The sequence below is a fragment of the Geotalea uraniireducens genome (assembly GCF_027943965.1).
Classification (GTDB): Bacteria; Desulfobacterota; Desulfuromonadia; order Geobacterales; family Geobacteraceae; genus Geobacter; species Geobacter uraniireducens.
The window spans coordinates 2,974,274-2,989,564 of record NZ_AP027151.1 but is presented as its reverse complement, the minus strand read 5'-3'; the positions used below and the strand labels follow the sequence as shown (position 1 = coordinate 2,989,564).

Here is a 15,291-nt window from a genome sequence, read left to right as displayed (position 1 = left end):
ATGCTGCTGATGATCGACAACTACGATTCCTTTACCTTCAACATCGTCCAGTATTTCGGCGAACTCGGCGAGGAGGTGCGGGTCTACCGCAACGACCGGATCACCCTGGAGGAGATCGCGGCGCTGCAGCCGGCGCGGCTCGTCATCTCCCCCGGGCCCTGCTCCCCCGAGGAGGCGGGAATTTCGGTGGCCGCCATCCGCCACTTCGCCGGCAAACTGCCGATCCTCGGCGTCTGCCTCGGCCACCAGTCGATCGGCACCGCTTTCGGCGGCCGGGTCGCCCGGAGCAGCACCCTGATGCACGGCAAGACCTCGCCAATCCACCACAACGGCCAGGGGCTGTTCCGCGGGCTGCCTAACCCCTTCAACGCCACCCGCTACCATTCGCTGGTCGTGGAGCGGGCCACTCTCCCTCCCTGCCTGGAAATCACCGCCTGGGTCGAGGAAGGAGAAATCATGGGGCTCGCCCACCGGGAACTGCCGGTCTGGGGGGTTCAGTTCCATCCCGAATCGATCCTTACCGAGGGGGGGATGGAGTTACTGCGCAATTTCCTCACCATGACACGGTGATCGTGCAGGGCAGGCCCCTGTGTCTGCCTGATGACGGACACCCACGGGGTCTCTACAGGACAAATTCATGATCAAGAAAGCCATTGCGAAAGTCGTCGAGCGGCACGACCTGACCGAAGCGGAGATGATCGAGGTCATGGACCAGATCATGTCCGGCGGGGCGACCCCCGCCCAGATCGCGGCGTTCATCACCGCCCTGCGGATGAAAGGGGAGACGGTCACCGAGATCACCGGCGCAGCCCGGGTGATGCGCGACCGGGCCACCCCGATCCGGGTCGGGCGGAACATCCTCGATCTCGACCGGGACGATATCAATATCGACCGGGAGACGATTCTCGATGTCGTCGGCACCGGCGGCGACGGCACCAATACCTTCAATATTTCGACTACCGTCACCTTCGTCGTCTCGGCGTGTGGGGTGATGGTCGCCAAGCACGGCAATCGCTCCGTCTCCTCGGCCTGCGGTAGCGCCGATGTCCTCGAATCCCTCGGCGTCAACCTCGATGTGACCCCGGAGACCGTCGAACGGTGCATCCGGGAGATCGGCGTCGGTTTTCTCTTCGCCCCCGCCCTGCACGGGGCGATGAAGTATGCCATCGGTCCGCGCAAGGAGATCGGTATCCGGACCATCTTCAATATCCTCGGTCCGCTGACCAATCCGGCCGGCGCCGACTGTCAGGTCCTCGGCGTCTATCGCGAGGATCTGGTGGAAACCCTGGCCCATGTCCTCCATCGGCTCGGCTGTCGGCGCGGTTTCGTGGTCCACGGCCTCGACGGGATGGACGAGATGACCCTCACCAGCGAAACGCGGGTGGCGGAGGTGACTCCGGCAGGGGTAACGCTGCGCCTCGTCGCTCCCGAAGAGTTGGGCCTTGCCCGCTGCCAGGCGGCGGATCTGCTCGGCGGCGATGCGGCGGGGAATGCGCTGATCGTTCGGGAGGTGCTCTCCGGCAAACCCGGGCCGAAACGTGATGTGGTGCTGCTCAATGCCGCTTTTGCCCTGGTGGCCGCCGGCAAGGCGCCGGAGCCGGCTGCTGGCCTTGCCATGGCCGCCGCGGCGATCGATTCGGGCCGTGCCCTGGCGCAGCTGGAGAAGCTGATCGCCCTGACCAACGAATAACCCGGCGGCCGCCCCGCCACCATTTCGGCACCCTTCAGTGGCGCCGCGCGGAAGACCCAATGACCGATACTCCCGACATTCTGAAAAAAATTGTCGCCCACAAACGGGACGAACTGGCCGCCGCCGTTGCCGCGGTGCCGCTGGCCGAGCTCCGCAATCGGATCGCCGACCTGGAGGACCAGCCCCGCGGCTTTCTCCGGGCGCTGACCGACTGTGCCGATTCGGGCTGGACGGCGCTGATCGCCGAGGTAAAGAAGGGGTCGCCGAGCAAGGGGGTGATCCGCCCCGATTTCGATCCGCTGACCATCGCCGAAATCTACGAAGCCAACGGGGCCGCCTGCCTGTCGGTGCTGACCGAGGAGCGCTTCTTCCTCGGCCACCTGCGCTACCTGGCGCTGATCCGCGAACAGGTGCGGCTACCGCTCCTGCGCAAGGATTTCCTCTTCGATCCCTACCAGGTTTACGAAGCCCGGGCGGCGGGCGCCGACGCGATCCTGCTGATCGCCGCCATGCTGGAACTCCCCCAGATCGAAGAACTGGCCGGTCTGGCGCGGGAACTCTCCCTCGACGTGCTCCTGGAGGTCCATGACGAACGGGAACTGGCGACGGCGCTGCAAACCGACTGCCGGCTGCTCGGGATCAACAACCGCGACCTGCGGACCTTCGTCACCGATCTGGCGGTTACCGAGCGGCTCCTGCCGCAGATCCCCGCCGACCGCTTCGTGGTGGCCGAGAGCGGCCTGACCGGCCGGGCCGACATTCTCCGTCTGCAACGGGCCGGGGCGCGCGGCTTTTTGATCGGCGAGTCGCTGATGCGCGAGGGTGATATCGGCGCCAAGTTGCAGGAATTGCTAGGCTGACCCGGCCTGCCGGGCAGTGTTGAATTCATCCCGAAAGGAGTCCGACCGTGCAGACCAAAATCCTGCTCGACGAGAGCCATATCCCGAAGGCCTGGTACAACATCATCCCCGATCTGCCGGGCCCATTGGCGCCGGTCATCAATCCCCGGACCCTGCAGCCGGTGACTCCCGACGATCTCTTGCCGATCTTCCCGATGGCGCTGATCGAACAGGAGGTATCGACCCAGCGGTGGATTCCGATTCCCGACGAGGTCCGCGACATTTACCGCTCCTGGCGGCCGTCGCCGTTGTTCCGGGCGTACCGGCTGGAGCAGGCCCTCGGCACGCCGGCGAAGATTTACTACAAGTACGAAGGTGTTTCCCCCGCCGGCTCCCACAAGCCGAACTCGGCCATCCCCCAGGCCTGGTACAACAAACAGGCGGGGATCCGCCGGCTGGCCACCGAGACCGGTGCCGGGCAGTGGGGGAGTTCGCTGGCACTGGCCTGCTCGCTGTTCGGCCTGGAGTGCACGGTCTACATGGTCAAGGTTTCCTGTACCCAGAAACCGTACCGGCGGAGCATGATGCAGCTCTGGGGGGCGGAGGTGATCCCGTCGCCGTCGGAGTTCACCAACGCCGGCCGGACGATCCTCGCCCACGATCCGGAGAGCCCGGGGAGCCTCGGCATCGCCATCTCCGAGGCGGTGGAGGATGCCGCCAGCCATCCGGATACCAACTACGCCCTGGGGAGCGTCCTCAACCATGTCTGTCTCCACCAGACGGTCATCGGCCTGGAGGCGAAGGAACAAATGGCGATCGCCGGCACCTATCCGGACGTGGTCATTGCCTGCTGCGGCGGCGGTTCCAACTTCGCCGGCCTGGCGTTCCCCTTCATTGCCGACCGGGCGACCGGCAAGCAGGTCCGCTGTCTGGCGGTGGAACCCGCTTCCTGCCCGACCCTGACTAAGGGAGTCTACGCCTTCGATTACGGCGACACCGCCCAGATGGCGCCGATCGCCATGATGTATACCCTCGGTCACGACTTCGTGCCGCCGGGAATCCACGCCGGCGGGCTCCGTTACCATGGCGAGTCGCCGCTCGTTTCCCAACTGTACCATGCCGGCGCCATCGAGGCGAAGGCTTACAAACAGACCGCCTGCTTCGAGGGGGCGCTGCTCTTCGCCCGGAGCGAGGGGATCGTTCCGGCGCCCGAGTCGTCCCACGCGGTGCGGGCGGCCATCGACGAGGCGGTGCTGGCCAAGGAGGAGGGAAAGGAGAAGACCATCCTCTTCGGCCTTTCCGGCCATGGTCAGCTCGATATGGGAGCCTATGACGCCTACCTGTCGGGGGGGCTCGAGGATTACGAATATCCCGAGGCGCTGATCCGGGCTTCGCTGGAGCGGTTGCCGCAGGTGAACGTGTAGGAACGGGCTGGGGACGGGTAACACGCCGTCCCGCCGGGGGGAACCATGGTTCGGGTCAAAATCTGCGGCATTACCACCATCGAGGATGCCCGGGTAGCGATTGACGCCGGGGCCGATGCCCTCGGTTTTGTATTCCATCCGGAGTCCCCCCGCTGTATCGATCCGGAGGGGGCGGCGGGAATCATCGGCCAGCTCCCCCCCTTCGTCCAGACCGTCGGCCTGTTCGTCAACCGTCCCACCGACTTCGTCAACCGGACGGCCGACTTCTGCCGGCTCGACCTGGTGCAGCTCCATGGCGACGAACCCCCTGCTTTTTGCGACAAGGTTGCCCGGCGGGTGATCAAGGCGTTCCGGGTCAAGGATATCTCCAGCCTCGACCCGATCCGCCATTACCGGGCCGCCGCCTTTCTTCTCGATGCCTATTCGCCCAAGGCATACGGCGGCACCGGCCTGACCTTCAATTGGGAGGCCGCCAAGGTCGCCAAGGCGTACGGGCCGATCATCCTTGCCGGCGGGCTGACGCCGGACAATGTCCGCGAGGCGGTGAAGACGGTTATCCCCTACGCCGTCGATGTCTCCAGCGGCGTCGAGAGCGGGCCGGGGAAAAAAGACCCGGCCAAGGTGCGGGAGTTCATCCGCCGGGCGAAGGGGCTTTGAAGCGTCGATACCCGTAACTCGGGACGAGGTGAGCAAAAGGGGACGGAAGTGATTCCATCCCCTTTTCTCGATTCTGCGCACGCGCCGGCGCGACGAAAACCCCCTTGTTTTGCCGGCTTTTCTCTGCTACAACCGCCAATGGCGGTCCCGGCGCAGGGGAATCCCCGGCGTTGCCGCGGCCCGCTATCGTACCAATCAGAAACGGAGGACCTATGAAGTTACCCGACAGACAAGGCCACTTCGGCCAGTTCGGCGGCCGCTACGTGCCGGAAACCCTCATGCCGGCGCTGCTGGAACTGGAGAAAGCCTATGCCCATTACCGGCACGACCGGGAATTCAAGGAAGAATTCACCTACTATCTCCGTCAGTACGTGGGGCGGCCCAATCCGCTCTACTTCGCCGCGAAACTGACGGAAAAGCTCGGCGGGGCGAAAATCTATCTCAAGCGTGAAGACCTGAACCATACCGGCGCCCACAAGGTCAACAATACTATCGGCCAGGGGCTGCTCGCCAAACGGATGGGGAAGAAACGGGTCATTGCCGAAACCGGCGCTGGCCAGCACGGCGTCGCCACCGCGACCATTGCGGCGCTCCTCGGCATGGAGTGCGAGGTCTTCATGGGTGAGGAGGACATCCACCGCCAGTCGCTCAACGTCTTCCGGATGAAGCTGCTCGGCGCGACGGTAACCCCGGTCACCGCAGGCACTGCCACCCTCAAGGACGCGATGAACGAAGCGTTGCGCAACTGGGTCACCTATGTGGACAATACCTTTTACGTCATCGGCACGGTGGCTGGCCCGCACCCCTATCCGATGATGGTGCGCGACTTCCAGTCGGTGATCGGCCGCGAGGCCCGCGCCCAGCACCTGAAGGCCGAAGGGCGGCTGCCCGATTGCCTGGTGGCGGCTGTTGGCGGCGGCAGTAACGCCCTCGGGCTCTTTTACCCGTTCCTCAACGACCGCTCGGTGCGGATGGTGGGGGTCGAGGCGGCGGGGCGGGGGATCGCCACCGGCGAACATGCGGCGCCGCTCTGCGCCGGCCGGGTCGGGGTGCTCCACGGCAACAAGACCTTTCTCCTCCAGGATGAGGCCGGGCAGATTGCCAATGCCCATTCGATCTCCGCCGGCCTCGACTATCCCGGGGTCGGCCCCGAGCATGCCTGGCTCAAGGAAAGCGGCCGGGCCGAATATGTCTCGGTGACCGACGAGGAAGCCCTGGCAGCGTTCACGGTCCTGACCCGTGAAGAGGGGATTATGCCGGCTCTCGAATCCTCCCATGCCATCGCCCAGGTGTTGAAAATGGCCCCCACTCTCGGCAAAGAGACGACGCTCGTTGCCTGCCTGTCTGGCCGCGGCGACAAGGATATCCATACGGTGGCCGAACTGATGGGGGTCAGTTTGTAAGCGGCGGGGGGCTCGTACCGGTATGCGGCTGACAGTTGGTTTTTCTTGTGTAAGTAGTTGAAAGTAGAGGTGAAACTTAAATAATTGCTTGACATTTCTCAACGTTTTACTGTATAAACTCAACTACCTGTTTAATAGAACAGGATCAGGCAAAAGGGCCCCATCGGGTCCTTTTGCCGTTTTTGAAGAGAAGGGGCTCATTAAAGACGACGGTGCTGTTAATATTTGCCGGAGCGGCAGGAGGCCGTTCCGCTCCCGGGTTCGTCAAGGACCCGAGATTTCACGAAAGGAGGTTTCAGCCGGAACAGGCTCCGCATCGTCAATCCCCATCGCGGACCGGCCGGCAAAGCTGCGTAACCCGACCCAAAAATCTTATGAAAAAATTGACTTATCTATTGGCAGGCATGATGCTCATCGGAGTTTCCTGCAGTCCGGCAGGACTGCGCAAGGAGGCGGAACCGACAGCACAGACGGCAGTTGCCCCCGACCCGGAAGTCCTCCGCCTCATGGAGCAAGGAGTTGAACTGGACGAGCGGCAACGGCAGGCTCGGGCCATTGCGGCGGTATTTGCCCGCCGGACCGACTCTGAACGGGCTCACCGTCTTGCTTACCTCTGTTACCAGAAAACCCTCGGGACGAGGCTGATGCCCCTTGACCTGGCGGAAATTGCCCTGGCGGAAACCGGTTCCGTCGGCTTCAGCTCCGCCGCCGTCTCCCCGAAGGGGGCCATCGGCGTCTGGCAGTTGATGCCCTCCCGGGCGGAGAGCCACGGTTATCGGCCAGAAGAGATGCGCAACGATGCCAAGTGCGCCGAAGCGGCCGTGCGGGAGCTGTACAGCAAGCTCGACATGGCGAACGGCAACCTGGTGAGAGCAAAGAAGCTCTATTGCGGCGTCGGCCCCGAGGCCGATGCCTACGAGATCAAGCGGCGCCGCTACCGGCGTGAGATTCTCAGGGAATTGGGTGCCCCTGCTCCCGTTCAGGCTGAGGAGCCCCGGATCATCCTGGAGCAGGCGTCGTAACGTTTTGGTGTCGCATGACACCTTCCCCTACCGGAGAGGCGGACTTTTTCCCAAGGTCCGCCTCTTTTTTGTTCTTGCCGGGCGTCGGGTTTTACTCGCCGCCGATCTTGTGCTAAGGTGGGTCGCCGGATAATCCGGATTTCGAGGCAAGGATTGGTCGAACGATGAAAAAGATGCTGTTGCTGGTCGGAGCGCTCTTGTCCGCCTGCTCGCTCCTGGTTGCCGAGCCGCAGGTCGCCGTGAAAAACCTGGCCGTTGTCGGCCTGGGGAGCGAAGGGGTCGAGCTCGATGTGCTGCTCGCCGTCACCAATCCCAATTCGTTCAGCCTTACCCTCGATGGCTACACTTATGACCTGCGGGTCATGACCCTGCCGCTGGCCAGCGGGGGGCAGCGGCGGCGGCTGGAATTCCCGGCCGCGGTCACCACCGAAATCCGCCTGCCGGTTCTGGTACGCTACCGGGACCTGCTGGCCATCCTGGAACGGCATCCCGACCCTGACAAAATCCCCTATCACCTGACCGGCAGCCTGCAGGTCGAGACGCCATTCAGCACGTCCCGGGTCCCGGTCGGGGCGCAGGGCGATTTTCGCGTGCCGGCGCGCTATCGACCGTCCGCCCTGCTGGGTGGGCTCGCCGGTCTGATAAACGGCTGGCAGCATTGAGCCCCGGTTGCCGGGAGGGGGATGGCGCCTCTCCCCGGGGTGGTGAAACAGGCCCGGCCTATGGTGGCCTTCCCGGCGGAAAGCGGCGTGAAAAGGCTCTTTTCGCTTGATAAGTTCGGCACCTGTCTGGTATATCAGTACGGATTGCAGGTTGCTCATTTATGCCTTCCGAGGTTGTTATGCTCAATGATTTTAAACTCGGCTACAAGTTGATCGGCTCGTTTGCCATTATGGCGATAATTGTCGCGGTAACCGGCTTCATCGGTATCAAGAGCATCAGCATGGTAACCAGTCGTGTTACCACGATGATGCAAAACAGAGCCAATCAGCAGAAGCTTGCCCTGCAACTGCAGGCTGCCGAGCGGACCAGCCGGGTGGCGATCCTTGAAACCCTGATGTCCCATCTCGATGCGGCGGGGGTCAAGGAACATGCTGCCGCCTATTACAAGAACCAGGACATCTTCCGCCGATACAGCCGGGCACTGTTGACCGGCGATCAGGCACTCGGCATCCAGCCGGCCGAAAAGGACAGCGTCATGGCGGAGCATGCCAAGGCGTTGATGGAAACCTGGGGCGAGTACGAGAAGGTGGCGCAACGGATCATCGCTTACAAGACGGCGGTGGTCAGCGGCCAGGCTACCCCGTCGAACCTTGAGGAAGAGCGGCTGGTGGAAGAGTTGTCGGGGGCCAGCGATTTCGTTGCCCGTGATATCGACGACTTGATGGAAACCGTCAAGGTGATGATGCAGGAGGTCGGCAAGGAGGCGGGACAGATCCGTGCCTCGGTCAGCATTACTTTCATTGTCGTCATTATCGGTGCTGCCGTGCTGGCGATGCTCTTCGGCGGGATCGCCACCCGCAACATCATCGGCCGGGTGGACCGGATGATCAGGGCGACCAACCTGGGGGCCAAGGGCGACCTGACGGTCCGGGTAGCGATCGATTCCGCCGACGAGCTGGGCAATCTCAGCAGCGACTTCAACACCATGCTCGAAATGCTCGGCGAACTGGCCCGCAAGGTGAACCGTTCGCTGATCGAAGTGGGGCAGATTTCTGCCAACATCTTCGAAGCTTCGCGCCGGGTGATGTCGGCCGCGGAAGTCCAGGCCGGCGGCGTGTCCCTGACCTCCTCGGCGGTTACCGAGATCAATACCTCCGTCAAAGAGGTTTCCCACGGCGTCGACAGCCTCTCCCTCTCGGCGTCGGAAACCTCCTCCTCGATCCTCGAAATGGCCGCCAGCATCGAGGAAGTGGCGATGAACGTCGATTCGCTCTCCCAGGCAGTGGAAGAGGTCAGTTCGTCGGTGATGGAAATGGCGGCGTCGATCAAGCAGATCAGCAGCAGCGTGGTCAGCCTGATGGAAGTTTCGACCACCACGGCATCGTCGGTGGCGGAGATGGACAGTTCGATCAAGCAGGTCGAGAAGAACGCCTTGGAAACCGCCAGCATTTCGGAAGAGGTCCGCAAGGATGCCGAGCTCGGCAAGGCGTCGGTCGAGGCGACCATTGCCGGGATCAACGAAATCAAGCGCTCCTCCCGGATCACCTCGGAAGTGATCGAGACTCTTTCCGGCCGGGCCAACGATATCGGCGCCATCCTTTCGGTTATCGACGAGGTGGCGGAACAGACCAACCTGCTGGCCCTGAATGCCGCCATTATTGCCGCCCAGGCGGGTGAACACGGCAAAGGCTTTGCCGTGGTGGCCGACGAGATCAAGGAACTGGCAGAGCGGACCTCCAGCTCGACCCGAGAGATCGCCCAGCTGATCAAGGGGGTCCAGGATGAAACGGCCCGGGCGGTGGAGGCGATCGATCTGGCAGAGAAGAGCATTGCCGACGGCGAGACCCTGTCCCACGAGTCCGGCGAAGCGCTCAACAAGATCGTCATCGGGGTGCAGCAGGCGACCGCCCAGGTCGAGAGCATCGCCCGGGCGACTACGGAGCAGGCGAAGGGGAGCCACATGATTCGCGATGCCATGGAGCGGGTCTCCGACATGATCGGCCAGATTGCCGGCGCGACCCGGGAGCAGAGCAAGGGGAGCGACATGATCATGACCGCCGCCGAGCGGATGAAAGGGCTTACCTCCCAGGTCCGGACCTCGACCAAGGAGCAGAGCAAGGTCGGTAATTTCATTGCCCGCTCCACCGAGAACATCACCGACATGATCCTGCAGATCAAGCGGGCCTGCGACGAACAGACCCGGGGGAGCGAGCAGATCATCCGGGCGGTGGAAAACATCCAGGATTCGACGTCGACCAACCTCGGTGCCGCCAAGATGCTCGACGATTCGGTGTCGCGGCTCTCCCGGCAGCTCGACGTCCTGCAGCGCGAGATGAGCAGTTTCAAAACGGAAGAGGAATGAGACCCTAGCCGGTTCCAGATCAACCGGGACCGGCGGAAGCGAGTAGCGAGTTCATGAGCAGGATTTCTGATACCTTTGCCCGCTGTCGGGCCCAGGGAAGCAAGGCCCTGGTAACGTTCATTACCGCCGGTGATCCGAACCTGGCGGCGACCGAAGAGTTGATTCCGCTCCTGGAGCGAAACGGGGCCGACATTATCGAACTGGGGGTGCCGTTTTCCGATCCGATGGCCGATGGCCCGACCATCCAGCTCGCCTCGGAGCGGGCGCTGGCGGCCGGCACAACACTCGATAAAATTTTAGCGACAGTAAAAGCGGTACGGCGGCGCACCCAGGTGCCGATTATTCTGATGGGCTACTACAATCCGCTGCTCAACTACGGTCTGGAGCGCTTTACCAGCGATGCGGCCGCTGCCGGGGTCGACGGCGTGCTGGTGGTCGACCTGCCGCCCGAGGAAGCAGACGAGCTGCAGTCCTGTACCGACCGGCACGGTCTCGATCTGATCTTCCTCCTGACCCCCACCTCGGATGCTGCCCGCCTCCGGAAGGTGACCCGCCGGGCCCGCGGCTTCATCTATTACGTTTCGGTTACCGGGGTTACCGGGGCGCGGCGTGACGTCGAACGGTCGATCGGGGCCAATGTGGCGGCCATTAAGGCCCAGACGGCGGTGCCGGTGGTCGTCGGCTTCGGCGTCTCCACTCCCGAACAGGCGGCGGAAGTCGCCGCCGCCGGTGACGGGGTAGTGGTCGGCAGCGCAATTGTCAAGCTGTTCGAGCAGCACCGCGATACGGCCCTTCAGTCGGCCGTGGGAGAGTTCACCGCCGGTCTGAAACGGGCAATTGCAAATTGACTTTCCGGTGGTTTTCTGTTAACAGGTTTCTTTATTTTTGCTAAAAAGTCCGGGGCGATGGCGGCCCCGAGGGAGCTATCAGATGGCGTGGTTCAAAAGGGATAAGGCCCCGTTGGCGACAGACAAAAAGGTTAAGGTACCGGAAGGGCTCTGGACCAAATGCCTGAGCTGCAAGGAAGCGCTCGTCACGAAAGATTTGGAGCGCAATCTCAATGTCTGTCCCAAGTGCAACCACCATTACCGGATCTCGGCCCGGCAGCGGATCGACTTGCTGCTCGATGCGGGGAGCTTTGTGGAATACGACGCTACGATGGTTTCGGTGGATGTCCTTGAGTTCAAGGATTCCAAGAGTTATCAGGAGCGGATCCAGGCCGCCCTCGCCAAAGGGGGGGCAAAGGATGCGGTCATCTGTGGCGCCGGGGCTATTGAGGCCATCCCGGTACAACTGGCGGTCTTCGACTTCTCCTTCATGGGGGGGAGCATGGGGAGCGTGGTTGGCGAGAAGATCACCCGGGCGATCGAGCGGGGCGTTGCCGCCCACACCCCGGTAATTGTCGTTTCCGCTTCCGGCGGCGCCCGGATGCAGGAGAGCATCCTGTCGCTGATGCAGATGGCCAAGACCTCGGCGGCGCTGGCCAAGCTGAGGGAGCAGGGGCTTCCCTTTATTTCGGTGTTGACCGACCCGACGACCGGCGGCGTTACCGCCAGTTTCGCCATGCTCGGCGACATTAATATCGCCGAGCCGAAGGCGCTGATTGGCTTCGCCGGCCCCCGGGTCATCGAGCAGACGATCCGCCAGAAACTTCCCGAGGGGTTCCAGCGTGCCGAATACCTCCTCGATCACGGCATGGTCGACCTGATCGTCGAACGGAAGGATATGCGCGCCACCCTGGCCCGGGTGCTGGGAATGCTCTATCGTCCCCAATAACGGCGATAGCGGGGCGGCGCCGGTTGCCGCCCCCTCCCTCAAATCGGTGGACTTTCCCCCCTTCTTCCCCTATAATTCCCGCCTGTCATGACCTATGAAGAGATTCTGGCACACATATACGGCCTGAGGCGTTTCGGCATCAGGCCGGGTCTGGCACGGATCTCTGCACTGTTACAACAACTCGGCAATCCCCAGGAATCGTTTGCGGTCATTCACGTGGTCGGGACCAACGGCAAAGGGTCGACGGCGGCTTTTCTCGCCTCCCTGCTGACTGCGGGCGGTTATCGTACCGGGCTGTTTACCTCGCCCCATCTGATCAGTTTTACCGAACGGTTCCGTCTCGACGGTACCGAGATCGCTGAAGAGCGGGCCGGTCGGTTGGCCGAGCGAGTACTCGCCGCTGCCCCACCGGGCACCACCTTTTTCGAAGTGGTTACCGCTCTGGCGCTGCTCTGGTTTGCCGAAGCCGGGGTGGCGGTGGCCGTCGTCGAAGCCGGCATGGGGGGCGGTCACGATGCCACCAGCGCGGCGAACGGCCTCATGACGGTGATCACGCCCATCGCCCTCGATCATTGCGAGTGGCTCGGCGCCAGCCTGCCCGCGATTGCCCGGGAAAAAGGGGCGATCATCAAGCCGGGAACGCCGGTGGTGCTGTCGCGCCAGCCGGAAGCGGTCAGCGCGGTCCTTGCCGAACAGTGCCGGCGCGGAGGGAATTCCCTGGTGCGACTCGACAACGATTTTTCCGCCGCCTGGCACGAGGACGGTACTCTCGCTTATCATGGGCTGGCGCGGACGTTGTCCGGTTTGCGGCCGGGGATCGGCGGTCGCTACCAGGCGGACAATGCCGCCACTGCGCTGGCGGCGGCGGAATCGCTCGGCCACTGCGGTTTTCCCCTGCCGGAGACGGCATTCGGCGACGGGCTGGCGGCGGCCCGCTGGCCAGGACGGATGGAACTGTTTCCCGGGCCGCCCCGCATCCTGCTCGATGGCGCCCACAACCCCGCCGGTGCCGCTGCCCTGGCCGCCTCGCTCGGCGGGCTGTCCCGCAGCCGGCTGTTCATGGTGCTCGGGGTGATGGGCGACAAGGACCTTGCCGGCATCCTTTCTCCGTTGTTGCCGCTTGCCGGCGAAGTAGTGGCGGTAACGCCGACGGTCGAGCGGGCGCTTCCCTCCGCTCTTCTGGCCGCTGAGTGCGCCAGCCGTGGGTGTCCGGCGGTTGATGGTGGATCGGTCGCCGCCGGCCTGGCTCTCGCCCGGCAGCGGGCGACCGACGACGACCTGATCCTGGTTTGTGGCTCCCTGTTCACGGTCGGCGAGGCCCGGGCGGTGCTCCTGACAAAACGTTACGAACCTTTCCGCGGATAGACGACAACCATGAATTTCGCTCTCTCAGCTCAACGCCTGCTGGCAACGCTCCTTCTGGTGACCTCGGCCGCTTCGGCCGCCTTCGGCCAGGGGGACGAGACGGGGCCGATCCGGATCGAAGCCGATACCCTCACCCATGAGGCGGCCCGGGATCTGGTCGAGGCGTCGGGTAATGTCCGGATCAACGGCCGCGGGATCACGCTCCTTTCCGATCAGGCCCGGTTGAATACCGGTAGCGAGGAGGCGGAAGCGTCCGGGAACGTTATCCTGATGCGCGACGGCGACCTGCTCCGGGCGCAACGGCTCAAGCTCAATTATCAGGATGAAACGGGAGAGGTCGATAGTGGCGATGCCTTTATCCGCAAGGGGAACTTTCATCTCCGGGCCGCCCGGATGATCAAGGCCGGTCCGGAATCGTACCATGTGGAACACGGCAGTTTCACCACCTGTGATGGCGACACGCCGAGCTGGAAGTTTTCCGCTTCCGACGTGGACGTAACACTGGGCGATTATGCGACCGGCCGCAATGCCCTGTTCTATCTTGCCGATGTCCCGGTGTTCTATTTCCCGTACCTGGTCTTTCCGGTCAAGCGGGAGCGGCAGTCGGGCTTTCTCACCCCCCGCGGCGGCAATTCGAGCAAGAAGGGGTTCACCTTCAACCTCGGGTATTACTGGGCCATCTCCCCCAGCCAGGACGCCACTATCACTCTCGACATCCAGACCAAGCGAGGCGAAGGGCTTGGCCTGGACTACCGCTATCTCCTGACCCGGGGGAGCGAAGGCTCGTTCCGCGGCTACGTCATCTACGATACCACCCAACAGCGTTTTCGGGGTGAAGTGAGCCAGAAGCACGTCCAAAACTTCTCCGATACCCTCGATCTCAAGTCGGACATCAATCTGGTCAGTGACCGGAATTTTTACCGCGATTTTGCCGAGCAGACCGGGGTCTATAACCAGAACAGCCTGGAGTCGACTCTCTCCCTGACTAAACGGTTCCATCGCCAGGTGCTCTCCGGCGAGTTCCGCTACATGGAAGACCTGCGGGACAATATTGCCGACAACAGCAAAACCCTCCAGAAACTGCCAACGATCACTCTTACCGGCATCCGGCAGCAGCTTGGTTCGCTGCCGCTTTTTCTTTCCTATGATTCCAGTTTTACGAACTTTTACCGGGAGGACGGGATTCGAGGGGAACGCCTCGCTCTGCAGCCGACGCTGACGGCCTATGGCAAGGTCGACGCTCTGGAACTGAGCGCCTGGGCCGGGTACCAGGAACGGCTGTATAACGCCTATGGCGGCGATATCGGCAAAGGATACCACGGGGTGGGGCTCTTTACCGCCGGTGGCACAGTTTCCTCGACCCTGGCCCGGGTTTACGAAACCGGCAATGCCGCCATGCCCCGGCTGCGCCATGTGCTGATTCCGGAGATCCGTTACAATTTCGTCCAGGACAAGAACCAGGAGACGGTACCCTTTTTCGATTACTACGATCGGGTGGTCCATGAGAATCGGATCGTCTATTCGCTCACCAACTACCTGACCGGCAAGTTTGTCGGCAGCGACGGCAGCAGCGAGTACCGGGACCTGCTCTATCTCCGCCTCTCCCAGGGATATGAATTCAGCGGCACCCGCCGTGACCTGCTGACCCTGGTGGATGATCGGCACCCCTTCACCGACGTGATGCTCGATGCGGCCGCCCAACCGCTCAAGCAGCTTTCGCTCGGCCTTGACGCCCGTTACAATCCGTACCAGAGCCATTTTTCCACGGCGGGGGTTTCCGCCGACTTCCACGACGACGACGGCAATGCGCTGGGGTTCGGCTACCGATTTGCCCGGGGGGAGGTCAACTACCTGGAAGGAAAGGCGGTCGTCGCCCTCGTCAAGCCGTTCACCTTTACGTATACCGGCCGCTATTCCGCCGATCTGGGAGACTTCCTGGAATCTTCCTATGCCCTCGAGTACCGGCATCAATGCTGGAGTGTCACCTTTTCCTACCGGGACCGGCTCGACAACCGCGAGTTTTTTGTCAACTTCGCCCTGGCAGGGATCGGCTCTCTCGGGTCGATCCGGGCGTTCTGAGACAATCCGCC

At 62.9% G+C, this 15,291-nt stretch carries 13 protein-coding genes; all 13 read left to right on the top strand.

The annotated features are described in order from the left end of the window. The 13 genes from QMN23_RS13920 to QMN23_RS13860 all read left to right on the top strand — a co-directional run bounded on the left by QMN23_RS13920 (nucleotide 1) and on the right by QMN23_RS13860 (nucleotide 15,280). Nucleotides 1–570, top strand: a complete 570-nt coding sequence (locus QMN23_RS13920) for an aminodeoxychorismate/anthranilate synthase component II (RefSeq protein WP_281999933.1) — start codon at nucleotides 1–3, stop codon at nucleotides 568–570. Between the two features lie 67 nt (nucleotides 571–637). After that, nucleotides 638–1,690 carry an anthranilate phosphoribosyltransferase gene (gene trpD / locus QMN23_RS13915; protein ID WP_281999932.1) on the top strand — a complete coding sequence of 351 codons (1,053 nt, stop codon included), beginning with the start codon at nucleotides 638–640 and terminating at the stop codon, nucleotides 1,688–1,690. 59 nt (nucleotides 1,691–1,749) lie between these two features. Further along, nucleotides 1,750–2,550, top strand: a complete 801-nt coding sequence (gene trpC / locus QMN23_RS13910) for an indole-3-glycerol phosphate synthase TrpC (protein ID WP_281999931.1) — start codon at nucleotides 1,750–1,752, stop codon at nucleotides 2,548–2,550. A gap of 47 nt (nucleotides 2,551–2,597) precedes the next feature. Then, the gene (locus QMN23_RS13905) at nucleotides 2,598–3,953 is read left to right on the top strand and encodes a TrpB-like pyridoxal phosphate-dependent enzyme (protein WP_281999930.1); all 1,356 of its coding nucleotides are present in this window, start codon (nucleotides 2,598–2,600) and stop codon (nucleotides 3,951–3,953) included. 45 nt (nucleotides 3,954–3,998) lie between these two features. After that, complete coding sequence (locus QMN23_RS13900) at nucleotides 3,999–4,610, top strand: phosphoribosylanthranilate isomerase (RefSeq protein WP_281999929.1); 612 nt, start codon at nucleotides 3,999–4,001, stop codon at nucleotides 4,608–4,610. A 212-nt stretch (nucleotides 4,611–4,822) separates the two neighbouring features. Beyond that, the gene (gene trpB / locus QMN23_RS13895) at nucleotides 4,823–6,013 is read left to right on the top strand and encodes a tryptophan synthase subunit beta (protein WP_281999928.1); all 1,191 of its coding nucleotides are present in this window, start codon (nucleotides 4,823–4,825) and stop codon (nucleotides 6,011–6,013) included. A 374-nt stretch (nucleotides 6,014–6,387) separates the two neighbouring features. Then, nucleotides 6,388–7,035: a transglycosylase SLT domain-containing protein gene (locus QMN23_RS13890; protein ID WP_281999927.1), complete on the top strand. Its 648-nt coding sequence runs from the start codon at nucleotides 6,388–6,390 to the stop codon at nucleotides 7,033–7,035. A 164-nt stretch (nucleotides 7,036–7,199) separates the two neighbouring features. Continuing rightward, nucleotides 7,200–7,697, top strand: coding sequence for an LEA type 2 family protein (locus tag QMN23_RS13885; RefSeq protein WP_281999926.1), 498 nt, complete (start codon nucleotides 7,200–7,202; stop codon nucleotides 7,695–7,697). 179 nt (nucleotides 7,698–7,876) lie between these two features. Next, the gene (locus QMN23_RS13880; RefSeq protein WP_281999925.1) at nucleotides 7,877–10,060 is read left to right on the top strand and encodes a methyl-accepting chemotaxis protein; all 2,184 of its coding nucleotides are present in this window, start codon (nucleotides 7,877–7,879) and stop codon (nucleotides 10,058–10,060) included. Between the two features lie 53 nt (nucleotides 10,061–10,113). Further along, complete coding sequence (gene trpA, locus QMN23_RS13875) at nucleotides 10,114–10,908, top strand: tryptophan synthase subunit alpha (RefSeq protein ID WP_281999924.1); 795 nt, start codon at nucleotides 10,114–10,116, stop codon at nucleotides 10,906–10,908. Nucleotides 10,909–10,990: 82 nt separating this feature from the next. Then, nucleotides 10,991–11,836, top strand: coding sequence for an acetyl-CoA carboxylase, carboxyltransferase subunit beta (accD, locus tag QMN23_RS13870; protein WP_281999923.1), 846 nt, complete (start codon nucleotides 10,991–10,993; stop codon nucleotides 11,834–11,836). Nucleotides 11,837–11,923: 87 nt separating this feature from the next. Next, nucleotides 11,924–13,201, top strand: a complete 1,278-nt coding sequence (locus QMN23_RS13865; RefSeq protein WP_281999922.1) for a bifunctional folylpolyglutamate synthase/dihydrofolate synthase — start codon at nucleotides 11,924–11,926, stop codon at nucleotides 13,199–13,201. 9 nt (nucleotides 13,202–13,210) lie between these two features. Continuing rightward, nucleotides 13,211–15,280, top strand: coding sequence for an LPS-assembly protein LptD (locus QMN23_RS13860; protein WP_281999921.1), 2,070 nt, complete (start codon nucleotides 13,211–13,213; stop codon nucleotides 15,278–15,280). Nucleotides 15,281–15,291 lie beyond the last annotated feature (11 nt).